This is a genomic window from Pseudonocardia sp. ICBG1142 (assembly GCF_020496255.1).
In the GTDB taxonomy this organism is placed as follows: domain Bacteria; phylum Actinomycetota; class Actinomycetes; order Mycobacteriales; family Pseudonocardiaceae; genus Pseudonocardia.
Genome location: NZ_JAHLJC010000005.1, coordinates 329,418 through 352,756 on the forward strand (window position 1 = coordinate 329,418; position 23,339 = coordinate 352,756).

Genomic DNA, 23,339 nt, shown 5'->3' on the forward strand with positions numbered 1-23,339 from the left:
TGCGGCGTGGTCGGCAGACCCTTGTTCTGCGAACTCGCTTACCCGGTAAGCGAATTCGCAGAGGGGACATCCGGAACCGCGGCACCGGAACCCCCGGCCGCCCGGGCGATCCGCAGCAGGTCCGTGTGCTGCGCAGCCGCCTCGTCGGGCGTCATCGGGTCGCCGTGCCCGGGCACGAACACCCGGGTGGCGACGGCCGAGGGTGCCGTGCCGACGTCGAGCAGCAGCCCCACGGCGGCCGCCCAGTCCCGGGGGTAGGCGTCCGGCCCGAACGACGGCGGCGCTCCGTTCTCCAGCAGGTCCCCGGCGAAGAGCACTCCCGCGTCGGGGACGTGCACCGCCAGGTCGTGTCCGGTGTGGGCGGGGCCGGGATGCACGAGCTGCACGACGCGTCCGCCCAGGTCGACCGGGTGCACCGAGCCGGCGCGGGGGCAGACCGGGCGGTCGGGGAGCACCGGGACGGTGGCGGCGAGCGCGTCGGCCGTCGCGGCGGCGGTCGAGCCGCCTGTGCCCCCGGGTGTCTCCGGAGTCGCGGTAGTGCCGGACCCAGTGGGCGCGCTGCGCGGCGGCCGTCGCCAGGAGCGCGCCGGCGCAGCCGGCCTGGGCGTACACCGGGGCTCCGGGGAACGCGGCGGTGCCGAAGCAGTGGTCGAAGTGTGCGTGGGTGAGGGCCACGACGACCGGCAGTGCGGTCACCGCACGCACCGCGGTGGCGAGCTCGGCGCCCTGGGCGGTGTCGCCGCGGGTGTCGATCACCAGCGCCGCGGAGGTGCCGAGCACGAGGCCGGTGGTCAGGTCCAGCTCGTCGTGCCGGCGGGCGAGCACACCGTCGGCGAGCTCCACCCAGCGCCCGTCCACCCGCTGCCCGTCCACCCGCTGCCCGTCCGACCGCTGCCCGTCCGACCGCTGCCCGTCCATCCGGTGATCCTCGCGCTCAGACCGCGATCGCGGCGGACCGGCCCAGGGCGTCGGTTCCCGGGCCGAGCACCTCCGCGGTCCCGCGGGCCACCCGCTCGGCCGTCCAGGCACAGGCCAGTGCGTCGAGGACGTCGTCGAGCCGGGCGGCGGTGGGCAGGTCACCGAGCGACGCGGCGGAGGGGACCCACCCCGACAGCGCCGCGACCCGCTGGCCCGCCCCGCGCGCGGTCTTCTTCGACGCGAACGCCACCGCCGGTGCCATCGTGCGGAACGACAGCTCCGGGTGCGTCTCGACCACCGACGACGGCAGCCGCACCCGTTGGAACTCCCGGATCTTGTCGACGATGTACCAGGTCTGGAGGCTGATCTTCTTCCCCGTGACGGCCCGGGCGGCGGCACAGGCCTCCTCGTAGGTCTGCGCGTCGAGCACCGGGGCGGGCGGGGTGGGGAACAGCGAGGACCGCGCCCGGCCCAGCCGCGCCGACGCGAGGACCTCGGCCTCGCGCCGCTGCGCACCGGCCGGGACCGACAACGGGATGTCGACCCCCACGGCGTCGCACCCGGCCGTCGCGGCCAGCACCGACGCCGCGTCGGGGACCACCGTCCACCTCACCTCACGTGCTGCTCCGCTGCCGGAGAGCACGCACACCACCCAGCCACCCGGGACCCCGTCCACGCCGCCGATCCGCATGGGGGAGGATCGTGCCCCGTGCGCGTCTACCTGGGCAGTGACCACGCCGGTTTCGAGGTCAAGGGCAAGCTCGTCGAGTACCTGACCGAGAAGGGGATCGAGGCGATCGACGTCGGGGCGCCGACCTACGACGCCCTCGACGACTACCCCGCGTGGTGCATCGAGACCGCGCGGCGCGTGGTCGAGGACCCGACGTCCCTCGGCATCGTGCTCGGCGGATCCGGCAACGGCGAGCAGATCGCCGCCAACAAGGTGCAGGGCATCCGCGCCGCGCTGGCGTGGGACGAGGCCACCGCCACCCTCGCCCGCGAGCACAACGACGCCCAGATCATCGGCATCGGCGCGCGGCAGCACTCGTTCACCGAGGTCGTCGCGATCGTCGACGCCTTCATCACCACCCCGTTCTCCGGCGACGCGCGCCACCAGCGCCGCATCGACCAGGTCCTCGACTACGAGCGGACCGGGAAGATCGAGCTCCCCGCGTCCTGATCCCCGAGTCCTGACCCGGAGCCGAGATGCCCGAGGGACACACGCTGCATCGGCTGGCCCGGCTGCACCGGAAGCTGTTCGTCCGCCGGCCGGTCGGCGTCTCCAGCCCGCAGGGCCGCTTCGCCGCCTCCGCGGCACTGCTCGACGGCGAGGTGATGACCGGCGCCGAGGCGCACGGCAAGCACCTGTTCCACCGCTACGGCCGCGACCGCGTCGTGCACGTCCACCTCGGGCTGTACGGCACGTTCGTCGAACAGTCGCTGCCCGCGCCGGAACCGGTCGGCCAGCTGCGGATGCGGCTGGTGGGGCAGACCCACTACGCCGACCTGCGCGGCCCGACCGCCTGCGAGCTCCTCACCTCGGCCGAGGCCCGCGCGCTGCGGGCCCGGCTGGGTGCGGACCCGCTGCGTACCGACGCCGACCCGGACACGGTCTGGGCCCGGATCTCGGCCTCGCGCAGCCCGCTCGCGACGTTGCTGATGGACCAGAAGGTGCTCGCCGGCGTCGGGAACGTCTACCGCGCCGAGGTCCTGTTCCGGCACGGCCTGGACCCGCAGCTCCCGGGCCGGGCGCTGGACCGGGAGACGTGGGACGCGATGTGGGCCGACCTGGTTGTGCTCATGCGTGACGGCGTGCGGACCGGCCGCATCGACACCGTCCGCCCCGAGCACGACCCGCGCCGCCGCGGAGAGCCCGGGCGCACCGACCGGCACGGCGGGGAGGTCTACGTCTACCGCCGCGCCGGGATGGACTGCCTCGTCTGCGGGACGCCGGTGCGGCACGCCGAGCACCAGAACCGCAACCTGTTCTGGTGCCCGCGCTGCCAACCGGCAGCCGTCTAGGGAGGCGGCCTAGGGTGGCGGCCGTGGTGGAGCAGAAGCCGATCGAGTGCTGGATGACCGACATGGACGGCGTCCTCGTCCGCGAGGGCACCATCGTCCCGGGGGCGGACACCCTGTTGTCGCGGCTGCGCGACAAGGGCGTCCCGTTCCTGGTCCTGACCAACAACAGCATCCACACCCCCCGCGACCTGCGCTACCGGCTGCAGGCCACCGGCCTCGACGTGCCGGAGGAGTCGATCTGGACCTCCGCGCTCGCCACGGCCGCGTTCCTCGGGGAGCAGCGCCCACAGGGCAGCGCCTACGTGATCGGCGAGGCCGGGCTGACCACGGCGCTGCACGACATCGGCTACGTCATCACCGACCGCAACCCCGACTACGTGGTGCTCGGCGAGACCCGCACCTACAGCTTCTCCTCGATCGCCACCGCGATGCGCCTGGTGGAGCAGGGCTCCCGGTTCGTCGCCACCAACCCCGACGCGACCGGCCCGTCGCCCGAGGGCATCCTCCCCGCGACCGGCTCGGTCGCCGCGATGATCTCCAAGGCGACCGGGGTCGACCCGTACTTCGTCGGCAAGCCGAACCCTCTGATGATGCGGGCCGCGCTCAACCGGCTCGGTGCGCACTCGGAGTCCACGGTCATGATCGGCGACCGGATGGACACCGACATCCTCGCCGGGCTGGAGGCCGGGATGCGCACGGTGCTGGTGCTCTCGGGGATCACCAAGGAGCACGAGATCGACCGGTTCCCGTTCCGCCCGAACCGGGTCGTCTCCTCGGTCGCGGACCTGATCGACGACGTCTGACCTGCGGGGTTGCGAACTACACCGATGTGGTTCACCCTCGAACGCATGTACGGAGAACTGGTGTCCTGGCAGCGGTGCGCCGCCTGCGGCGCGGAGGCCGAGCTCCCCGGTGACGAGACGGCGGGCGTCGCCGTCCCGTGCCCGGACTGTCCCGGCTCGATGACCGAGGAGTTCAGCTGGGACGCGGTCGCGGCCTGAGCGGCCCGCTCAGATCTTGAACCCCAGCGCGCTGGGCTCGCCCCGGCGCAGCGCCGCGACGTGCTCGACGACCGTGGTCAGCGAGTGCAGGTCGTGGCCGTTGCGCATGGCCGAGACCAACGCGCGCTCGGCGGCCTCGATGCCCTCGGCGGTCTCGACGACCTCGGCGAGCCGGTCCGGCGCGGCGATGAGCAGGCCGTCGTCGTCGCCGCACACCAGGTCGCCCGGGCTCACGACGAGCCCGCCGAACGACACCATCTCGTCGACGGTGCCGGGGTCGCTCGTGCTGCCCGACGCCGGGCAGGTCCCGCGGGCGAACACCGGCAGCCCGATCCCGCGCAGCCCACGAATGTCGCGGACCAGCCCGTCGACGACGATCCCGGCCAGCCCGCGCCGCTTCGCCTCGGTCGCGAACAGCTCACCGGACACGGCGCGGTGACCGCCGGCCCCGGCGACGACGAGCACCGAGCCGGGGCGGGCCGCGGACAGCGCCGCGAACATCGGCAGGTGGTCGTCCACGCACGAGACCGTCACCGCGGGGCCGGCCATCGACACGTCCGGGACCAGGGCCCGGATCGCCGGGTCCACCACGGGCAGCGACTTGTCGGCGTCGCAGAGGGAGGACACCTGCAGCTCGCGCAGACGGTCGAGGAGATCGGGCATGGACGTCATCCTGTCGCACCTCCCGCCGTTGCGCGTCGTCGAGCGTCGGCGGCGCGCGCGGCGATCTCCGAGCGGCGCACCTTCCCGGCGTCGTCGCGCAGCGGGTGGTCGACGACGTCGATGCTCCGTGGCTGTTTCGCCCTGCTCAGGCGTCGGTCGAGGAACTCGCGGAGATCGTTCTCGATGCCCGGTTCGGCCTGCACCACGGCGTGCACGACGTGCCCGTAGTCGTCGTCGGGCAGCCCGACGACGACGGCGTCGCGCACCCCGGGGTGCGCGGTCAGCGCGGCCTCGACCTCGGCCGGGTACACGTTCGCGCCGCCGACGAGGATCATGTCCGACCGTCGGTCGGCCAGGTACAGGTAGCCGTCGGCGTCCAGTGAGCCCATGTCGCCGAGCGACTCCCAGCCGTCCCGCTCGCGCGCGGAGGCACCCAGGTAGTGGTACGTCGGCGCCCCGCCGGACCGCATCCAGATCTCGCCGGTGACGCCGGGGCCGAGCTCGCGGCCGTCGTCGTCGCGGACGGTGATCTCGCCGCGGGTGACCCGTCCGACCGAACCCGGGTGGGCCAGCCAGTCGCGGCCGTCGATCGCGGTGCCGGCCTGGGACTCGGTGCCGGAGTAGATCTCGAACACCGTCTCCGCGCCGACCCGGTCGATCCAGCCGCGCTTGACCTCCGGCGGGCAGGGCGCGCCGACGTGCAGCACGGTCCGCAGGGTGCTGAGGTCGCAGGCGGCCCAGTCCGCGTCGGGCAGGCGCAGCATCCGGCTCATCATGGTCGGCACCGCGTAGAGCCAGGTCACGCCGTACGCGGGGATCATCGACAGTGCCCGGGCGGCGTCGAACCGGCCCATGAGCACGACGTGGTGGCCCTGCAGCAACGCCATCAGCGTGAACATGAACGGGGCGTTGTGGTGCAGCGGTGCGGTGCAGCCGAAGACGCCGTCGCGGTCGATCCGCAGCCCGTCGACGCGGGCCAGGACCTGTTCGACGCAGGCGGCCTGACCGGCGACGATCACCTTCGGCGTGCCGGTCGACCCGCCCGAGGTGGGTGCCTTCCAGCTGGGCCCGATCACGTCGGGGAGCGGGCCGTCGGCGTACCCGTCGGCGTCGACCGGGGTGTCGACGACGAGCGCCGGCGCGGCGACGGCGAGCACCGCGTCGCGCTCGGCGGCGGGCAGCCGGGCCGACAGCGGCTGGGGCACCGCACCGATCTTCCACGCCGCGACCGAGCACTCGAGGTGCGCTGCGGTGTTCGGCAGCGCGATCGACACCAGGTCCCCGCGCCGGACCCCGCGGTCGGCGAACGCCCTGGCCAGGCGGTTGGTACGGGCGTCGAACTCCGCGCGGGTGCGCACCAGGCCGGTGCCGTCGGGGCTGTCCTCGGTGACCAGCGGACGGTCCGGGTCGGCAGCGACGAGCGCGCGCAGCCGAGCGGCGAGCGCGGTCGCGCCGGCGGGGACCTCGGGCTCGGGGAACCGGGGCCCAGGGGAGCGGGGTACGGATGCGGTCATGCGGTCCTCCCGGTCGTTCCGCTGACGGCGGGGTCGAGCCGCTCGTCGTCGGGGACCGGACCGCGGGCGAGCACGTACCGGGCCGCCGCCAGCGAGACGAGCACGATCACCAGCGAGTACCCGACGACGGGCACGATCGACCCGGTCGCGGCCAGCAGCGACTGCCCCACCAGCGGAGCGGTGCCGCCGAACAGCGTGCCGGCCAGCGCGTAGGACAGCGAGATCGCGGTGTAGCGCATCCGGGCGGGGAACGCCTCCGCCAGCATCCCGGCCAGGATCGCGTAGTACATCGTGTGCGGCAGCGTCGCGAGCGCCATGCCCAGCGCGGCCAGCCCGAAGCTCCCGGTGGAGATCAGCCAGAACATCACCGGGAACAGCGGGAGCTCGATCAGCAGCAGCGCGGTGACGACCTTCCGCGGGTTCCACCAGGTCGCCATGAACGCCCCGAGCGGCTGCGTGAAGAACTGCACGGTGGAGCTGATCAGCACGACGTTGAGGAACACCTGCCGGTCGAATCCGAGGTCGTTGACCGCCCAGGCCAGGGCGAACGTGTTCTTGAAGTACGCCGCCGCGGCCACCAGCGCGCAGGCACCGACCGAGACGACCACCAGCGTGGTCCGTTCCCGGAGCAGCTCCGCGAGCGGGAACCGCGCCGTCGTGCCCCGTGCCCGCATCGCGACCAGCGCGGGGCTCTCCTCGATCCGCAGCCGGATGACCAGCCCGACGACGACCAGCGCCGCGGACACGAGGAACGGCACCCGCCACCCCCAGGAGAGGAAGGAGTCCTCCGGCAGCATCGCGACGAGCGCGAACGAGCCGGTGGCGAGCATCTGCCCGGCGGGGCTGCCCTGCTGGGCGAAGGCGCCGTAGAGGATCCGGCGGTTCTTCGACGCGTGCTCCGAGGCGATCAGCACCGCGCCGCCCCACTCGCCGCCGACCGCGAGACCCTGCACCAGTCGGGCCACGACGAGCAGGACCGGTGCGAGGACGCCGATGTCGTCGTAGACCGGGAGCAACCCGATCGCGAGCGTGGAGACCCCCATCAGCAGCAGCGTCGCGACCAGGGCGGTCTTGCGGCCGAGCCGGTCACCGAGGTGGCCGAAGACGATCCCGCCGACGGGCCGGGCGAGGAACCCGACCCAGAACGTCGCGAACGAGGCCAGAACCCCCGCGGCGGGGGAGGCGTTCGGGAAGAACAGCGGCCCCAGCACCAGTGCCGCGGCGGTGCCGTAGATGTAGAAGTCGTACCACTCGATGGTGGTGCCGACGAACGAGGCGATACCCGCCTTGCGGCGCATCGACGGTGTGCTCGTGCTCAACCCGGTGCCCCCTTGCACTCGTCGCGCGCCCACGCCGTCGTGACCGCCGCCACGCAACGGTAGAACAGCATTGCGACGTCATCGGGACGCTCTGGCTTCCGTTCCTGTCGGGTGGTCGACATGATGGCGCGGTGGAGCTACGGCAGCTGGAGTCGTTCGTCGTCGTCGCCGAGGAGCTGCACTTCGGGCGGGCCGCGGCCCGGTTGCAGGTCTCGGGGCCGCCGCTGTCCCAGCAGATCCGCCGGCTCGAACGTGAGGTCGGCACGACGCTGTTCGACCGGCACACCCGTGCCGTCGCGCTCACCCCGGCGGGCACGGCGTTCCTGCCCCGGGCCCGTCGCGCCCTCGCCGCCGCGGCCGAGGCGAAGGAGGCCGCGCGCGAGGCGGCCGCCGGCGGGACCGGGTCGGTCCGGCTCGGGTTCGCCGGGCCCAGCTCGAACGCCTGGCTGTACCGGACCGCCCGCCGGTTCCGCGCGCACCGTCCCCGTGCCCGGCTGGTGCTGGTGACCGGCCGGTTCTCCGGTGAGCTGGCCGAGGACCTGCGCGCCGACCGGGTCGACGCCGCACTGATCCGCACCCCGGTCGACGCCGACGGCCTGGTCGTGCACGAGATCGACCGGCACCGGCTCGTCGCCGCGCTGCCCGAGGAGCACCCGCTCGCCGGGCGGGAGGTGATCGGCCTCGCCGAGCTGGCCCACGACCCGTTCGTCGCCTACCCGGCGCGCCGGATGGCCGTCATGCGGACCTCGGTCGACGCCGCGTGCCTGCACGCGGGGTTCCTGCCGCGCATCGAGCAGGAGGCCCCCGAGACCCACACCCTGCTGTCGCTGGTGGGTGCCGGTGTCGGGGTGGGGCTGGCGCTGGAGGCGACGGCCGAGCTGCGCACGCCGGGGGTGGTACTGGTGCCGCTGACCGATCCGCCCGAGGTGCCGCTGGCGCTGGCGTGGAAGGCGGGCACGGTGAACCCGGTGCTGGCGGCGTTGCTGCAGGCGGCCGGTGTGGGTGGGGCGGCCGTGCGGGGTGTCGGGTCGGGCTGACACCCCGCACGGCCGTTCTGCCTGCTCAGCCGCCGACGCCGGCCCGGGCCATGTAGTCGATCATCGCCTGGTCCGGGCCTCCCGCCGCGGCCACCTCGCCGGGGTTCTCGTCCCGCAGCCGGTACAGCTGCCGGCGCAACGACTCGTCGCCGTGGTGGAAGGCCGCCAGCAGCTCCGACCACCGCGCCGCGAGCGCCTGCACGCGCGGCTCCGACGGGTCGGTGCCGGCGTCCATCTCGGCCCGGACGGCGGCGATCAGCCCCGGCCACGCGGCCGCGGTCGTCTCGCCCTCGGCACGTCGCGCCCGGAGCGCGGCGACCTGCTCGGGAGTGAAGTACTGCGCGAAGGTGTCGTTCACCCTGCTCACCTCGTCGATCATCATCAACACGTCCGACGGGTCGGGGTCCGGCGCCTCCCGGAGCCGGTCGACGACCGCCGCGAGCGTGCCCCGCAGGGCGTGCAGCGCGGCCAGTCTTGCGTCGACCTGGTTCAGGTGCGCGGTGAGGACCTCGGCGAAGGACCCCGACGACAGCAGCCCGCCGATGGCGTCCAGCGGCAGCCCCAGCTCCCGCAGGGCGCCCACCTGGTAGACGCTGCGGACGTCCTGGTCTTCGTAGACCCGGTGGCCCGAGGACGTCCGTGCCGACGGCACGACCAGTCCCCGCTCCTCCCAGTGGTGCAGGGTGCGCACCGTCAGCCCGGTCGCCCGGGCCAGCTCGCCGACCTTCACCCCGTGCCCCTCCCCGTCGCACCGCCACGTCGTGGCGGCATGATGGACGGTGCCGCCTCACGTCGCGTGAGGTGCAAGCCCCGACCGGCACCGTTCTGCCGCGACACGCCGGGCCCGGCGACACGCCGGTCACGAATTCACCCCCGCGGGTGGTCGGGCCCCGTCCACGGGCCGGGCATCCCGTCACGCTTCGCGTCCGTCGCCCCGTCCGTGGGGACGGAGGGTGTCCGGCGTCCAGGACGAACCCGTTCCGTCCGGTTCACACCACACGTTCGGTACCCGTGGTGACCGTGTCACCCGGTGGTGTCGTTCGCGTATCCCCGCCGGTGAGCACCTGCCTACTGTCCGCTTGCCGTGACGCACAGGCGTCCCGGTGGTGCTCACGGGAATCGTGAGGCACGTCCGTCCCACCGGACACGATCGGGGAGAACGACATGCGCAGGAAGCTCGCGGTCACCGGCGTCGCCGTCATCGCCACCATGGTGGCCTTCAGCCCGCTGGCGTCGGCTGCGCCCGCGCCGAAGGACGACGACGGTGACTCCTTCGTCCAGGACGTCGGCAACACCAGGGGCGACCAGTTCGGCCTGGTGAACCTGGACGACGTCAACGTGCTCAACAACGCGAACATCTGCCCGGGCATCAACGCGACCCTGGGCAACGTCCTCGGGATCCTCGGTGGCGGCGCGGCCCAGACCCGGGACAACCCCACGAAGTGTGACTGACCCGCACACGCCTCCGCCCCCTGCATCCCGCCGCCACGGGGTGCAGGGGGCGGTTCCGTGCCGGCGCGGGATCAGTGGAAGACGTAGTCCGACGGCTCGACACGGCGGGTGCGCTCGTCGTACTCGCGCATGTAGCCGGGCCAGTTGGTGACGATCCGCCCGGTGTCGTCGCGGTACCAGGAGTCGCACCGGGTCCACGCGGTGCCGGGGAACCGGGCCTGGATCTCCTCGTCGTAGGCCCGCTCGACCTCGGGGCGGACCTCCACGCCGGACGCGCCGCGCCGGGCCGCCTCCTGCAGGGCCTCGCGGACGTAGCGGACCTGGTGCTCCAGGTACCGGATGATCGAGCCGCCCGAGGTGTTGGTGTTGGGGCCGTAGAGCACGAACAGCGACGGGAACCCGGGCACGGTCATCCCCAGGTAGGCGTGCGCGCCGTCGGACCACTCGGTGCGCAGCGACCGCCCACCCGGACCACTGATCTCCATCGGGAACATGAAGTCGGTCGCCGCGAAGCCGGTGCCCCAGATGATCGTGTCGACCTCGTGCAGCGTGCCGTCCTCGGTGCGCACCCCGGTCGGCTCGATCGCGGCGATCCGCGACGTCTCGACCTCGACGTTGGGCCGCTGCAGCGCGGGCAGCCAGTGCGAGCTGAACAGGATGCGCTTGCAGCCGAAGGTGTAGTCCGGCCAGACCTTGCGGCGGACCTCCGGGTCGCGCAGCTGGGCCCGCATGAACAGCGTCGACCAGAGCCGCCCCAGCCGCCCCCAGGTGGCGGGGTGGCGGATCATCAGCGTCAGCGTCTCGCAGTACTCGGTGATGAACCGGCGGCGCGCGGCCTGCAGGCCGGGCACCCGGGCGATCGCGGCCCGCCACCACGCCGGGAACCTCCGGTTCCGCCGCGGCAGGAACCAGTTCCCGGATCGCTGGAACACCGTCATGTGCCCCACCTCGGGGGCGATCGCCGGCACGAACTGCACGGCGCTGGCGCCGGTCCCGATCACGGCGACGCGGCGTCCGCGCAGGTCGTGGTCGTGGTCCCAGCGCGCGGAGTGGAACATCGTCCCGGTGAAGGAGTCGACGCCGGGCAGGTCGGGGGAGACCGGCCGGTTGAGCTGCCCGGTCGCGACGATCAGCACGTCGCAGGTCCAGGTGCGGCCGTCGTCCGCGGTGACCGTCCACGGTCCGTCGGCCTCGTCGCGGCGGGCGTCGACGATCCGCACACCGGTCTGCACCAGCTCGTCGATCCCGAACTCGGCGGCGACGCCGCGCAGGTAGGCCAGGATCTCCGGCTGCGGTGAGCAGAGCCGCGACCAGTCGGTGCGCTGGGCGAACGAGTACGAGTACAGGTGGCTCGGGACGTCGCAGGCCGCGCCCGGATAGGTGTTGTGCAGCCACGTGCCGCCGATCCCGTCGGCGGCGTCGACGATCGTGACGTCGCGGATGCCGTGGGCGCGCAGCTCGATCGCGGCAGCGATGCCACCGAATCCGGCGCCGACGATGAGAACGCTCGGTGCGTGCATGGGACCTCCCTGTCGCCGCCGGTCACGGTAACGATCGCCCGCGGGGCCCCGGGGGCCCGTCCCGGCCCGCGCGGGCCGTCTGCCACCTCACATTCCGGACACGTGCGGGGCGGCGCGGATCGGAGCACAGTGGAGAGTGAGAGGCCGACACTGGGCCGGCCGGGAACGGAGCACAGTGATGAGCACCGTCGTCGTCGGCGTGGACGGATCGGACGCCGCCCTGGACGCCGTCGCCTGGGCTGCTCGCGAGGCCGCCACCCGGCACGCCGACCTGCTGCTCGTACAGGCCTTCGACGTGGCCCGCCTCTACGCCGACGCCGCCGTCGCACCCCTGCTCGACGACGTCGAGACCTCGATCCGCGAGGAGTCCCGCGCGACCCTCGACGCGGCCCGGCACACCGCCGCGCAGGCCGCACCCGAGGTCGCGGTCGACCTCGCGGAGGACCGGCGGGCGCCGTCGACGGCGCTGGTCGAACGGTCCGCCACGGCCGAGCTGCTGGTGCTCGGGTCCGCCGGGCGCGGTGCGATGGGCACCGCGCTGGGATCGGTGACCCTGGCGGTGGCCTCGCACGCCCAGTGCCCGGTCGTCGTCGTGCGCGGCACCTCGTCGGAGGGGCCGGTGCTGGTCGGCGTCGACGGTGGTCCGCTGTCCGACGCGGCCCTGGAGCACGCCTTCGCCGCGGCCTCCGAGCACGGCACCGGCCTGGTCGCCCTGTACGCCTGGCACGACGGCCGTTCCCCGGCACTGCGTGCCGCCGGGGTCTTCGACCGGCTGCGCGACGCCGAGGAGCGCGCGCTCGCCGAGCGGCTCGCGGGCTGGTCGGAGCGCTATCCCGACGTCGCGGTGGAGCGGGTGATCGAGCGTGAGGAGCCGGGGCGGGCGCTGGCCCGGCGCAGTGGTGCGGCGCGGCTGGTCGTCGTCGCCACCCGGGGGCGTGGCGGGTTCACCGGGCTGCTGCTGGGGTCGACCGGTCTGGCCCTGGTCCAGCGTGCGGACTGCCCGGTGATGCTGGTCGGTCCGGCCGCCGCGACGTGAGCGCGGCGCCCCACGCCGGGTGCTCTCCTCAGCCGTGGTGGCGGTAGTCGACGATCGCCCGGTCGGTGCACGCTCCGCAGGCGGCGCCGACGAACTGTGCGGCGGCGGCCGTGTCTCCGCGCAGCTGGTAGTCCAGCCAGGCGGTCAGCAGACCACGGAACCGGCCTCCGTCGGGGAGCGGCTCGAAGTGGCCGACCCCGGCGAACTCGGCGTAGGCCGCCTCGACCTGGGGGGTGTTCTCGTAGAACGGCTCCACGATCAGCTCCGGCCGCACCGTCGTGTCCCGCTCGCCCGCCAGGTACAGGATCGGGCCCCGGATGCGCTGCGGCACCGCCAGCGGCCCCGGCTGCACGGCGACGGTGGTCGTGATCAGCGGGTCGGCCGCGGCGACCATCGCACCGGCGCCCCCTTGCGAGTGCCCGGTGGCGGCGATCGCCGAGGTGTCGACCCGCTGGTAGTAGGGGCTGCCGGGGTCGGCGTCGGCCCGCACGAGCGTGCGCGCGCCCGCGAGCATCTCCTGCCCGCTGTTGGCCAGCGGGGTGTTGGCGGCGGTGACGAGGTAGCCGTGCGAGGCGAGGTGGATCAGCAGGCCCCGGTAGACGGCGGGGATGCCGCCGGTGCCGTTGCCCCAGGTCACGACCGGGTGCCGGGTGCCGGGTGGACCGAGGTCGGCGGGCCGGAACACGGTGTGGGTCGCCCCGATCTCCTCGGTGACCTCCTCCGGACCCGGCGCGCTCCAACGGTCGATCGGAGCGGTCGTGGTCGCGGTGTGTGCGATCCGACCGGTCATGGCGGTCGCGGGCTGTGCGGCCGCGACCGGGCCGAGCAGGGCGCCGACGCACAGCACCGCGGTGAGCAGGGGAGTGACACGCACGCTTGTTCCTCCGTCGGGTGATGCCGGGCGCGACCGTGATAAGCAAAGATAGCCAATGTTACTTATACGGTCGAGTGTGGCCTGTCGTACATGGACCACCCAGTAGGGTGGCGAGGTCGAGCGGAAGAGGTGACGGTCGCGGTGGCAGAGTCGGTGTCGGACGCGGTGGGCGCGGAGCGCACACCGACGACGATTGCGGAGGGTGTGTTCTTCACGACCCCACCCGCCCTGCCCCGAGGTCGACACCGGCTCAGCCGCGAGGAGGTCTACACCAAGCGCCGGGAGCGGATGATGATCGCCGCGACCGAGCTGCTGGCCGGCGACGGCTACCGCAACATCGGCGTCCGCGAGATCTGCGCCCGTGCCGGGGTGTCCCTGACGGCCTTCTACGAGGTCTTCTCGGACAAGGACGAGTGCATGTTCGCGGCCTTCGACCGGTTCGTGAACGTGATCGTCGGCGGCTTCGCCGAGGTCCACTACCGCTCCGACGACTGGACCTCGATCATCCGGCACTTCACGCTCGTCTACCTGGACCTGCTGGGCCGCGACATCGTCGTGGCCCGTGCCTTCCTCGTGGAGCTCGAACCGCTGGGCCGGGAGGCCCGGCACCGGAACCGGCTCGCGATGCAGGGCATCGCGGCGCTGCTGGAGGTGCGCCGCCGGGAGTGGGCGGGCGGTGTCGAGGACGATCTGGAGTCCGAGGTGTTCCTCGTGGTCGTCTACGCGTTGCGTCAGCTCGCGGTCGACATCCTCGACGCCCCGAACCCGTCCTTCGACGGCTGTGCCAACCGCTGGACACCCTGGCTCGCCCGTCTGCTGCCCCCGCCGACCGGGTGAGGCCGCGGTCGGTCGGACGCGCACCTCAGCACGCATGCTCGAGGAACCAGGCGTAGGTGTCGGCGAGCCCGTCGCGCAGCTCGACCGTCGGCTGCCAGCCGAGTCCCCGGATCCGGGTGGTCTCCAGGAGCTTTCGGGGCGTGCCGTCCGGACGTCGTCGGTCGGGCACGATCAGCCCCCGGAAGCCGACCACGCCCGCGATCATCGCGGCCAGGTCGCTGATCGCCACGTCGAACCCGCTCCCGACATTGATCGGTTCGGGATCGTCGTAGTGGTCGAGCAGGTGGATCACCGCGCTCCCCAGGTCGTCGGCGTGCAGCAGCTCGCGGCGCGGCGTGCCCGAACCCCACAGCTCGACGGTGCCCGCACCGTGGCGCTCGGCGTCGTGCAGCCGCCGGATCAGCCCGGGGACCACGTGTGAGTCGTGCGGGTCGAAGTTGTCCCCCGGCCCGTAGAGGTTCGTCGGCATCGCCGAGATCCACGGCAGACCCAGCTGGTTGCGGACCGCCCTGACCTGCATCAACCCGGCGATCTTGGCGACGGCGTAGGCCTCGTTGGTGGGCTCGACCGAGCCCTGCAGCAGGCTGGACTCCCGGATCGGCTGCCCGGCGAACTTCGGGTAGGCGCACGACGAGCCGAGGAACAGCAGCCGTCGGACCCCGGCCCTGGCCGCTGCGTCCATCACGTTGACCTGGATCTGCAGGTTCTCGGAGATGAAGTCCGCGGGCCGGGAGCTGTTCGCCAGGATGCCGCCGACCCTCGCCGCGGCCAGCACCAGCGCCGTGGGACGCAGGTCGAGCAGATGCTCGAACACCGCCTGCCGGTCGCGCAGGTCGAGCTCGTCGCTGGTGGCACCCACGACGTCGGTGAACCCGGCCGCCTGCGCGGCCCGGACGACCGCGGAGCCGGCCAGACCGCGTCGCCCGGCCACGTACAGGCGTGCGTCACGAGGCAGCATCGAGACCCTCCACGACCAGGCGGGTCGCACGCGGAGCGGGCTGCTCGGCGTCGACCATGATGCGGGCGAGTTCCGGGGCGGTGACCCGGGGCGTCCACCCGAGCTCGTCGTGGGCCTTGCCCGGATCGCCGACGAGCGCGTCGACCTCGGAGGGGCGGAGGTAGGACCGGTCGAACCGGACGTGCTGGCGCCAGTCCAGGTTCACGTGGTCGAAGCAGAACCGGGCGAAGTCGCGGACGGTGTAGGCGGTGCCGGTGGCGAGGACGTAGTCGCCGGGCTGGTCGGCCTGGAGCATCCGCCACATGCCCTCGACGTACTCGGGTGCGTAGCCCCAGTCCCGGACGGCGTCGAGGTTGCCGAGGTGGAGGTGTTCCTGCAGGCCCGCGGAGATGCGGGCGGCGGCGCGGGCGATCTTGCGGGTCACGAAGGTCGGCCCGCGTCGGGGGGACTCGTGGTTGAACAGGATGCCGTTGACGGCGTAGATGCCGTGCGCCTCGCGGTAGTTGCGGGTGATCCAGTAGCTGTAGACCTTGGCCGCACCGTAGGGGGAGCGGGGGTGGAAGGGCGTGTACTCGTTCTGCGGCGGCGGACTGGCACCGAACATCTCCGAGCTGCTGGCCTGGTAGAAGCGGCAGTCGAGCCCGACCATGCGGATGGCCTCGAGCAGGCGGGTGGTGCCCATGCCGGTGGTGTTGCCGGTGAACTCGGGTTCGTCGAAGGAGACGCGCACGTGGGACTGGGCGGCGAGGTGGTAGATCTCGCGGGGGTGGATCTTCTCGATCAGTGTGACGAGCCGGGAGGCGTCGGTCAGGTCGCCGTAGTGCAGGAACAGCCGGGCGTCGGGCTCGTGCGGGTCCTGGTAGAGGTGGTCGATGCGGCTGGTGTTGAAGGTGGAGGCGCGGCGGATGAGGCCGTGCACCTCGTAGCCCTTGGCGAGGAGCAGCTCTGCCAGGTACGAGCCGTCCTGGCCGGTGATGCCGGTGATCAGCGCGCGGGGCGGGGTGTGGGACATCGGGACTCCTGAAGGGGTCAGGCGGTCCGCTGGATGAAGACCATCCACATGGACCGCAGGGGCGGAGGGGTGATCGCCGCGACGGCGCGGAACGCCGACCAGGCCAGCACCGACCGGCCGACGTAGGCCGGTTCGCTGTCGTGGGTGTAGGAGCAGTGGCGGAAGGACGTCTCGGGGAACCAGCGGCGCAGGTCGGCCGCGGTGTTCATCCGGTACGCCGTCGGGAAGGTGTCGCGTTCCTGTTTGCCCGGCTGCACCCGGGCCAGGACCCTGCGGTGCAGCCGGTCGGGGACCAGCCGGGCCGGCAGGGCGATCGACCCCCAGCGGTTGGGGGTGCGGGCACAGATCCAGCCCCCGACCCGCAGCACCCGGGTGAGCTCGGCGGCGGTCCGGGCCGGGTACCGGACGTGCTCGAGGACGAAGTCGGCCACCACCGCGTCGACCGAGGCGTCCGGCAGCGGCAGGAACCCGTCGGGCCCGATCACGTGGGCGCGGTCCAGCGTCGGGTTGGTGGTGACGACCGGGTCGACGTCGGCGCCGACCAGCGCCCCGACCCTGCCGCGCAGTCGTCGCAGCTCCCGGCGGTGCTCGACGGGGTCCTCGACGAAGCAGCCACGGCCCGCGCCGAGGTCCAGGACCACGTCGTCCGGCCCGACGAGGGCCCGGACCCGCTGGTAGAACTCCACCGCCCCGTCGAGCCGGGAGAACCCGCCGGCACCGAGCTCGGGCAGCGTGCGGTGTCGGTGGCGTTCCAGCCGTCCGGTCGCCTCCTGCGGGGCACTCATCGGGACCTCCCGGGCAGGGCACGACGGGCGCGGTGCCGGTAGCGGCCGGTGGCCCCGGGACGGTCCGGGTCCGGCTCCAGTACGTCCGGGTCCCGTGTCGGGGCGGCGGTCGGTTCCGCGTCCCGGTCCGAGGCGTGCCCTCCGGTGTCGACCGACCCCATCGGCGTCACGTGCACGGCGCCCAGCTCGTCGACCGCCGCGGTCAGCTCGTCGGCGTCGGTGGAGTCGGTGCGGCACGCCAGCAGGACACAGTCGGCGAGGCGGGCCAGCTCGACCGCCTCGGAGGACTCCCGGACCGCGGGGCCGTCGACGAGCACCACGTCGTAGCGCTCACGCAGCAGCGCCAGCACCCCGGCCATGGCCGGGCCCTGAAGATCGGTCCCGAGCCCGGCACCGGGGCCGCCGGCCACCAGTACGTCGACCCCGGCCGCGTCCCACCGCAGCATCGCGTCCCCGAGCGTCGCCCGGCCCGCGAGGACCTCGGCCAGACCCCGGTCGGGGGCAGACCGAGGAGCCCGGCGATCCCGGGGTTCCGCAGGTCCGCCTCGACCACGGCCACCCGCTCGGTGCCGGCGAACGCCGCGGCCAGGGCCAGCGCGGTGGTCGTGCGGCCCTCTCCGCGCACGGCGCTCGCCATGGCCAGCACCGCCCGGTTGCCGCCACGGGCGGTCACCGCGGTGCGGAGGCGGCGGGCACCGTCGGTGACCTCGGGGGAGCCGAGCAGGCTCCCGTCGCGTGCCCGCCGGGGGTGCACCGGCAGCCTGCCGAGCAGCGGTGCCCCGCTGAGGGCGGGCAACCGGTGGCCGACCCTGCGGTCGGTCGTGTGCCGGACGAGGGCCACCCCCGCCGCGACGATCAGCCCCGCGACGGCGGCGACCGGCGCCGTCGTCGCGAGCCCCGGTGACGAGGGCCGGACGGCCGGGCGCGCCGGGTCGACGGTCTCCAGCTGCACGCCGGAGCGGGCGGACCGTTCCAGCTCCCCGACGACGGCGACCAACCGGCCGGCGACGGCGTTCGCCGTCTCCGCGTCCTGTACCGGGTCCGGGCCGGACACGGTCAGTGACAGCACGGTCGACTCCGGCGCCGCGGTGACGGAGATCCGGCCCGCCAGGTCCTCGGCCGGTTCGGCCCGGCCCTGCTGCTCGACCACCGGCACGAGCACCCGGTGGGAGGTCGCGAGCGCGCGGTAGGAGGCGATGCGGTCCTGGGAGAGCAGCGTGCCCTGGTAGGCCGACGTCGGATCGTCGCCGGAGGCGCGGGCGGTGACGTAGATGCTGGTCGTCGAGTCGTAGGTGGGCGGGACGAACAGGGCCACCAGCGCCGCCAGCAGGACGCCGAGGAGCGCTCCGGCGAGCAGCAGACGGCGGTGGGCGGACAGGACGTGCAGCAGGGTCGCGGAGGTCATACGAGGGCCTTCCCGGAGGGGACGGGCGTCGCGGAGGACGCGTGGAGCCCCGCCAGGAGGGCGGGGGCGGTGTAGAGGTAGAGGTCGGCGAGCTGGTTCTCGACCAGGCCTCCGACGAGCCAGGCCGCGACGCTCACCCCGAGGGCGAGGGACAGACCCTCGTACCGGCCGCGCAGGGCGTGGGCGTCGGCGAGCATCCCGGCGGCGGACAGGACGAAACCGACCAGCAGCAGCACCCCTCCGGCGGCGACGAGCTGCACCCAGATGGAGTGGCCCTGGGGCAGGACGGCCAGCCCGACCCCGGTGACCGGGCTGTGCCGGGCGTCGTCGACGGCCTGCTGCAGGATCGAGGCCCGGATCGTGTCGCTGGCCTCGGCCGAGGCCGACCCGGTGATCCGCAGCTGCGACGCCACCGTGGGCAGCCGGTCGCCCGCGACGAGCACGGTGACGAGTCCGGCAGCGGCGACCAGGAGCCCCGGTCCGAGCAGACGCACGCGTGCCCACCGGTCGGTGACCAGGACCCCCAGCGTCCCCAGGACCGCCAGCACGGTCCCGCCGCGGGACTGCGCGACGACCAGACCGCCGACGAGGGCGGCGATGCACAGCAGCGCGGCGCCGCGGTGCCGACCGTGCAGTGTCCGGTGCACCGCCAGGGGCAGGGCGAGGGCCGAGGCGATGGCCAGGTGGTTGGGCTGGACCGAGAGCCCGGTCTGCCTGCCCCCGACGTCGACGGCGTCGATCAGGTTCGCCGAGATCGAGGTCAGCCCGGTGGCGTCGCCGACCGCGACCAGCGCGTTCACCGCGGCCCCGAGCAGCCAGGCCGCGCACAGGCGCCCGATCAGCTGCGGCCGCCCCGGTGCCGCCACGCAGACGGCCAGGGGCAGGGCGAACGCGGCGACCAGCCACTGCAGGCCCGCGACCAGGCCCAGCACCGGCGCGGCACCGATCTCGTCGGCGGAGGGCACGTGGTCGGGGAGATAGCGTCCGGCCAGGTAGGCCCCGGTGGGGTGGAACAGGACCGAGGTGACCGTCGCGAGCGCGATCGCGGCGCTCAACGGCCACACCCAGGCCGGTACCACCAGTGGCCGGCATCGCAGGCACGCGTCGACGGCCAGCGCCAGGCAGGCCGCGGCCAGCAGGAGCGGGGCCGGCTTGAACGGGCTCCAGCCCAGGGCGTTCCACGGTGCGCTGAGCACCGCGGCGGCCAGCAGCAGCTCTCCGATGCGTGCGGCGGCGGTACCCGCCCGCGGGTCCGGGCCGGTCATCGGAGGTCCCCCAGGTGTACCGGGACCGCACCGCGCTCGGCGGGGACGAGCAGCACGTCGTAGTGCTCGTCGACCGGCGGGCGCGGGCCGGCGGGCTGCAGCTGCGTCCCGAGCCGCAGCACCAGGTACCCGCCGCCCACGAGCTGTTCGAGCACCCGGTCCAGCCGCGGTGTGTCGGGCATCCGCTCCACCAGCAGGATCGGCCGGTCGCGCAGGATGATGTCCAGGGCCGACTCCAGGATCCCGGCCTCCGCCCCCTCCACGTCGAGCTTGACCAGGTCACGGCCGGTGATGAGATGCCGGGCGGACAGGGTCGGGACGGTGAGTGAGCGCCGTGCGGCGCGGTCGGCGGTCCCTTCGGTGTGCCCGCGCAGGTACGACCCGGTCGGTGCCGCGGAGAACGACTCCTGGTCGGGCAGCGCCAGGTACAGCGACGAGGGAGCACCCTGTCCCACCGCGGCCGCGGTCAGCACCGCACCGTGGCCGAGCCCGTTGAGCTCGAGGTTGCGACGGGTGGCGCGGGCGGCCTCGGGGTTGGCCTCGACCGCGAGATAGCCCCCCACCGGGGCCGCCGCGGCGCCGACCGTGGTGTACCAGCCGATGTTGGAGCCGATCTCGAGGACCGCGGTCGCCCGGCTGCACAGCAGCCGCCACCAGGCGGCCTCCCCGGGCTCGTAGCCCTGCTCCCCGAACCAGTACAGCGTCCGTTCGAGCCGTGCGCCCACGACGTGCAGGCGGATGCCGCCGCTGCCGGGGACCGTGACGACGGTCTGGTGCAGCGGCCGGTGGAACAGCAGCCGGGCCACCGGCGCCCAACGGGGGTCGGTCCTGCCGTCGTCGGTGATCCAGTGTCGGTGCACCCAGTCGACGGTGCGGCCGGGCACCGCACGGAGCAGCCGGGCGAGCAGCCGGCGGGCACGGACCCTGGACCGGCCGACGAAGGAGAGCCTCGGGCCGGTCATCGGGCACCGCCCGGTGTCCTGCGCAGCTCCCGGCGGACGACCGCGGCGGTCCCGAGCAGGACGACCGCGGCGACGACGGCCAGCGCCCACGCGGCCCCCGCGGCGCCGCCGAGCACACCGCCGAGCGCGGTCCCGGCCACCACGACGGTGCTGCGGCACAGGTGCAGCGCGAGCGAGACCCGACCGCGCCGCGTGCCGTTCAGCAGGGCCATCGCGGGCATGCACCACGCGAGCAGCCCGGTCTGCAGAGCCACCGGCAGTGCGAGCGGCGCGTAGCCGGACCACCGCGGGAACAGCAGCTGCATCAACGGGCCGGCCAGCGCCGCGACCACGGCGACGCCGACGACGACCGGGGCCACCTGGCGGACCACCTGCCGGTGGACCGTGCGCAGGGACGTACCGCCGGGGCCCTGTGCGGCCGTGGCCACCGTGGGGGTCGCCAGGACCAGCATGGCCCCGAGCACGACGGTGGCGGGCTGGGAGACGAGCAGCTGCACGGCACGCAGCCCGCCCGCGTCGGCGGGCCCGAGGACCAGCCCCACCGTCGCGAGCACCAGGAACAGCTCGACCTGGGCGACGACCGCCACCGCGGTGAACCAGCCGGCGATGTCCCCACTGGCCCGCATCCAGGGGCCCGGGGGCGACGGCAGGCCGTCGACCCCGGCCAGGCAGAGCAGCGCCAGCACCCCGGCCAGCGCGCCCGCACCCCAGGAGAGCGCCAGCAGCGGGAGGCCGACCGGTCCGGCCGAGAACTGTCCGAACGCCCAGTGCCCCAGCACCAGGGTGGCGCCCTGGGCCACGGCCCACACCGAGTCGAGTGTGAGCGCGGCGCCGGGCCGCCCCCCGGCCAGGAAGGTGGAGCGACCGACGTCCTGGACGAGGCTGAACACCACACCGGGCAGCAGCCACACCAGCGTGCCGTCGATCACCGCGGCCAGCACGAGCAGGGCCGCCACCGCGGGAAGGGTGCCCCACCACGCCAGCCCCAGGGCGGAGCGGGCCAGTGGCGCCCTGCGGTGCGGTTCGACGGCGGGCAGGTGGACGAGCAGGGAGGAGCCGATGAGCCCGCGGGCACAGGCGAGCACGACGGTCACCCCGGCGAACCCGACGGCGAAGGTGCCGAAGGCGTCGGGGGCGAGGAACAGCGACGCCAGGTAGACGGTGGCGACGTTGGTCCCGGCGTTGACGAGCTGGGAGCTGATGCCCAGGACGGTGGGGAGATGGTGCCCGAGTCCGACGGGCCGGGCCGTGCGCAGGGTCTCGGGCATCATGCGACCCCGCTCCGGCACAGGCGGTCGAGCCAGCCGAGGTATCCCGCGTGGGCCTGCGCGGCCGAGCAGCGTTCGCGGGCGTGGTCCCGGCCGCGGTGGCCCAGTTCGGTGGTGTCCTGGCCGATCAGCCGTTCGATCGCGCTGAGCAGCGCGCCGGGGTCACCCGGCCCGACGACGACGCCGGCCCCCGCGGTACGCAGATCGGCCGCGGCGGGGCTGCGCGCGTCGGTGGCGGCCACGATCGGCCGGCCGGCGGCGAAGTAGGAGGTCAGCTTGCTGGGTGCGCAGGTCTCGCGCAGACCGGGGCGCTCGTGGAGCAGCAGCACGTCGGCGGCGGCGAGCACGTCGGGGAAGTCGTCCTCGGGGACCGGCGGCAGCAGCCGGATCCGTGAGCATCCCTCGGCGGCCCGGGCGATGCGGGCCCGCTGGTTGCCGTCGCCGACCAGGACGAACTCGACCGGCACGTCCCAGCCCTCGGCGAGCCGGGCCGCCTCGACGACCCCGTCGAGCCCTTGCTTGGCCCCCATGTTCCCGGCGTGCATCACGACGTGCCGGTCGGGCCGCAGCCCCAGCCGGGAGCGGACGGTGTCGCGGTCGCCGACCGGGGCCGCGACGTGGGTCCAGTTGTGCACCACGTCGACGTCCGCACCGGGGATCCCCTGGGCGACGAGCCGGTCGCGCAGCACCTCGTGCACCGTGAGGATCCCGTCGGCGCGACGCAGCAGCGCGGTCTCGGTGCGGGTGATCAGGTCGGCCAGCACGTGTCGGGCCCGCGGGCCGACGCCGCTCAGGGGGCCGCGCGCCCCGCCGAGCTCGTGGGCACCCGCGCCGTAGAGGTCCTGGACGACGACCCCGAGCGCCGTCGTCCGTCCGGCCCGGCGGCCGCGGCGGCGCTGCACCTGCGCGGCGGCCACGCCGAGCAGGGCGGGGCTCACCGCGACCACGACGTCGGGCGGATCGGGAACGACCCTCGCCGCGGCCGTGGCGAACACGGCTTCCATCGCGATGCGGCCCATCGGGCCGCCGTCGCGGGGGACGGGGTGGGGTACTCGGGTGATCCGCACCGGCCCGTCCCACTCCTGACGGCTGACCCGGCAGCCGTCCTCGCTTCGCCACCGGGGGTAGTGTGGAAACCCAGTAACGACAGTTATCTGGTGTCCGGCTTCTGCGAAGGCGTGCGCCATACCTGTCGTGTACGGAGCGATTCCGGTCGGTTCCGGAGAGTAGTTGAGGCCCACTATCAGGATGTCAAGGCGCTTCATATGGGCCTCCTGCTTACGGGTCGTTCGGGTGGGGTGGGGGCGTTTGCCCTGCGAGGAGGACTGATCCCTTGATGTCCTTGTCGACGGTAACTATCGCTACGTTAACAGTGAAGTGGCGGTCGACACAGTTGCTCCGCGATGTTTACGTTTCCTTTCCGGGTGTCTCCGGAAGGGGCCGGGTTGTCGCTCATGCTTGCTGATGTGGTCGAGAACGGGCATTATCTTT

The 23,339-nt window shown here is 73.8% G+C and carries 25 protein-coding genes and 1 pseudogene; 8 read left to right on the top strand and 18 right to left on the bottom strand.

Annotated features, from left to right (window positions below):
* Positions 1–38: 38 nt before the first annotated feature.
* From KPL59_RS06760 to KPL59_RS06765, 3 genes and pseudogenes are all read right to left on the bottom strand, one after another.
* Positions 39–455 carry an MBL fold metallo-hydrolase gene (locus KPL59_RS06760; protein ID WP_226360264.1) on the bottom strand — a complete coding sequence of 139 codons (417 nt, stop codon included), beginning with the start codon at positions 453–455 and terminating at the stop codon, positions 39–41.
* Positions 456–612: 157 nt separating this feature from the next.
* Positions 613–918, bottom strand: a pseudogene (locus KPL59_RS37430) (MBL fold metallo-hydrolase); the annotation flags it as partial.
* 16 nt (positions 919–934) lie between these two features.
* Positions 935–1,609 carry a DUF429 domain-containing protein gene (locus tag KPL59_RS06765; protein ID WP_226360265.1) on the bottom strand — a complete coding sequence of 225 codons (675 nt, stop codon included), beginning with the start codon at positions 1,607–1,609 and terminating at the stop codon, positions 935–937.
* A gap of 18 nt (positions 1,610–1,627) precedes the next feature.
* Between KPL59_RS06765 and KPL59_RS06770 the strand changes: the two genes are divergently transcribed.
* The 4 genes from KPL59_RS06770 to KPL59_RS06785 all read left to right on the top strand — a co-directional run bounded on the left by KPL59_RS06770 (position 1,628) and on the right by KPL59_RS06785 (position 3,941).
* Entirely contained in the window at positions 1,628–2,098 is a 471-nt protein-coding gene (locus KPL59_RS06770; protein WP_226360266.1) for a ribose-5-phosphate isomerase, read from the top strand.
* Between the two features lie 26 nt (positions 2,099–2,124).
* On the top strand, positions 2,125–2,940 hold the full coding sequence (locus KPL59_RS06775) for an Fpg/Nei family DNA glycosylase (protein WP_226360267.1): 816 nt from the start codon (positions 2,125–2,127) through the stop codon (positions 2,938–2,940).
* A gap of 62 nt (positions 2,941–3,002) precedes the next feature.
* Positions 3,003–3,743, top strand: a complete 741-nt coding sequence (locus KPL59_RS06780; RefSeq protein ID WP_198932332.1) for an HAD-IIA family hydrolase — start codon at positions 3,003–3,005, stop codon at positions 3,741–3,743.
* Between the two features lie 45 nt (positions 3,744–3,788).
* Positions 3,789–3,941 (top strand): hypothetical protein, encoded by a 153-nt coding sequence (locus KPL59_RS06785; protein WP_158071523.1) that lies wholly within the window; start codon positions 3,789–3,791, stop codon positions 3,939–3,941.
* A gap of 9 nt (positions 3,942–3,950) precedes the next feature.
* On the opposite strand, the gene KPL59_RS06790 is transcribed toward KPL59_RS06785, so the two are convergent.
* The 3 genes from KPL59_RS06790 to KPL59_RS06800 are packed head-to-tail and all read right to left on the bottom strand — an operon-like array spanning position 3,951 to position 7,437.
* On the bottom strand, positions 3,951–4,604 hold the full coding sequence (locus KPL59_RS06790; RefSeq protein ID WP_020626095.1) for an RraA family protein: 654 nt from the start codon (positions 4,602–4,604) through the stop codon (positions 3,951–3,953).
* 5 nt (positions 4,605–4,609) lie between these two features.
* Positions 4,610–6,118, bottom strand: a complete 1,509-nt coding sequence (locus KPL59_RS06795) for an AMP-binding protein (protein WP_226353212.1) — start codon at positions 6,116–6,118, stop codon at positions 4,610–4,612.
* Positions 6,115–7,437, bottom strand: coding sequence for an MFS transporter (locus KPL59_RS06800; protein WP_226353213.1), 1,323 nt, complete (start codon positions 7,435–7,437; stop codon positions 6,115–6,117). The genes KPL59_RS06795 and KPL59_RS06800 overlap by 4 nt, the downstream gene beginning before the upstream one ends.
* 131 nt (positions 7,438–7,568) lie before the next feature.
* On the opposite strand from KPL59_RS06800, the gene KPL59_RS06805 reads away from it, so the two are divergent.
* The gene (locus tag KPL59_RS06805) at positions 7,569–8,474 is read left to right on the top strand and encodes a LysR family transcriptional regulator (RefSeq protein WP_226360268.1); all 906 of its coding nucleotides are present in this window, start codon (positions 7,569–7,571) and stop codon (positions 8,472–8,474) included.
* A gap of 25 nt (positions 8,475–8,499) precedes the next feature.
* On the opposite strand, the gene KPL59_RS06810 is transcribed toward KPL59_RS06805, so the two are convergent.
* Positions 8,500–9,204: a MerR family transcriptional regulator gene (locus KPL59_RS06810; RefSeq protein ID WP_226360269.1), complete on the bottom strand. Its 705-nt coding sequence runs from the start codon at positions 9,202–9,204 to the stop codon at positions 8,500–8,502.
* 434 nt (positions 9,205–9,638) lie between these two features.
* Here KPL59_RS06810 and KPL59_RS06815 point away from each other — a divergent pair, with 434 nt between their 5' ends.
* A complete protein-coding gene (locus KPL59_RS06815; protein WP_020627158.1) occupies positions 9,639–9,926 on the top strand; it encodes a hypothetical protein in 288 nt (95 codons plus the stop codon).
* Between the two features lie 71 nt (positions 9,927–9,997).
* Here the strand turns inward: KPL59_RS06815 and KPL59_RS06820 are convergent, their stop codons facing one another.
* Positions 9,998–11,446, bottom strand: coding sequence for an NAD(P)/FAD-dependent oxidoreductase (locus KPL59_RS06820; protein ID WP_226353216.1), 1,449 nt, complete (start codon positions 11,444–11,446; stop codon positions 9,998–10,000).
* A 178-nt stretch (positions 11,447–11,624) separates the two neighbouring features.
* On the opposite strand from KPL59_RS06820, the gene KPL59_RS06825 reads away from it, so the two are divergent.
* Entirely contained in the window at positions 11,625–12,482 is an 858-nt protein-coding gene (locus KPL59_RS06825; RefSeq protein ID WP_020627160.1) for a universal stress protein, read from the top strand.
* 28 nt (positions 12,483–12,510) lie between these two features.
* On the opposite strand, the gene KPL59_RS06830 is transcribed toward KPL59_RS06825, so the two are convergent.
* Positions 12,511–13,356 (bottom strand): acetylxylan esterase, encoded by an 846-nt coding sequence (locus tag KPL59_RS06830; protein ID WP_226353217.1) that lies wholly within the window; start codon positions 13,354–13,356, stop codon positions 12,511–12,513.
* Positions 13,357–13,497: 141 nt separating this feature from the next.
* Here KPL59_RS06830 and KPL59_RS06835 point away from each other — a divergent pair, with 141 nt between their 5' ends.
* Positions 13,498–14,193 carry a TetR/AcrR family transcriptional regulator gene (locus tag KPL59_RS06835; RefSeq protein WP_158071522.1) on the top strand — a complete coding sequence of 232 codons (696 nt, stop codon included), beginning with the start codon at positions 13,498–13,500 and terminating at the stop codon, positions 14,191–14,193.
* Between the two features lie 25 nt (positions 14,194–14,218).
* On the opposite strand, the gene KPL59_RS06840 is transcribed toward KPL59_RS06835, so the two are convergent.
* From KPL59_RS06840 to KPL59_RS06880, 9 genes are read right to left on the bottom strand one after another with little or no spacing between them, the layout of a single operon-like run.
* Positions 14,219–15,151: a GDP-L-fucose synthase gene (locus tag KPL59_RS06840; RefSeq protein WP_226353218.1), complete on the bottom strand. Its 933-nt coding sequence runs from the start codon at positions 15,149–15,151 to the stop codon at positions 14,219–14,221.
* The gene (gene gmd, locus KPL59_RS06845; protein WP_075310796.1) at positions 15,138–16,163 is read right to left on the bottom strand and encodes a GDP-mannose 4,6-dehydratase; all 1,026 of its coding nucleotides are present in this window, start codon (positions 16,161–16,163) and stop codon (positions 15,138–15,140) included. The genes KPL59_RS06840 and gmd overlap by 14 nt, the downstream gene beginning before the upstream one ends.
* 17 nt (positions 16,164–16,180) lie before the next feature.
* Positions 16,181–16,948 (bottom strand): class I SAM-dependent methyltransferase, encoded by a 768-nt coding sequence (locus tag KPL59_RS06850; protein ID WP_226360270.1) that lies wholly within the window; start codon positions 16,946–16,948, stop codon positions 16,181–16,183.
* Positions 16,945–17,268 carry a hypothetical protein gene (locus tag KPL59_RS06855; RefSeq protein WP_226360559.1) on the bottom strand — a complete coding sequence of 108 codons (324 nt, stop codon included), beginning with the start codon at positions 17,266–17,268 and terminating at the stop codon, positions 16,945–16,947. The genes KPL59_RS06850 and KPL59_RS06855 overlap by 4 nt, the downstream gene beginning before the upstream one ends.
* On the bottom strand, positions 17,151–18,353 hold the full coding sequence (locus tag KPL59_RS06860) for a YveK family protein (RefSeq protein WP_226360271.1): 1,203 nt from the start codon (positions 18,351–18,353) through the stop codon (positions 17,151–17,153). Before KPL59_RS06860 ends, KPL59_RS06855 begins: the two co-directional genes overlap by 118 nt.
* Positions 18,350–19,618, bottom strand: a complete 1,269-nt coding sequence (locus KPL59_RS06865; RefSeq protein ID WP_226360272.1) for an O-antigen ligase — start codon at positions 19,616–19,618, stop codon at positions 18,350–18,352. Before KPL59_RS06865 ends, KPL59_RS06860 begins: the two co-directional genes overlap by 4 nt.
* Positions 19,615–20,580: an FkbM family methyltransferase gene (locus tag KPL59_RS06870; protein ID WP_226353222.1), complete on the bottom strand. Its 966-nt coding sequence runs from the start codon at positions 20,578–20,580 to the stop codon at positions 19,615–19,617. Before KPL59_RS06870 ends, KPL59_RS06865 begins: the two co-directional genes overlap by 4 nt.
* Entirely contained in the window at positions 20,577–21,851 is a 1,275-nt protein-coding gene (locus tag KPL59_RS06875; protein WP_226360273.1) for a hypothetical protein, read from the bottom strand. Before KPL59_RS06875 ends, KPL59_RS06870 begins: the two co-directional genes overlap by 4 nt.
* Positions 21,848–23,113, bottom strand: a complete 1,266-nt coding sequence (locus tag KPL59_RS06880; protein WP_226360274.1) for a glycosyltransferase family 4 protein — start codon at positions 23,111–23,113, stop codon at positions 21,848–21,850. The genes KPL59_RS06875 and KPL59_RS06880 overlap by 4 nt, the downstream gene beginning before the upstream one ends.
* Positions 23,114–23,339: the final 226 nt, after the last annotated feature.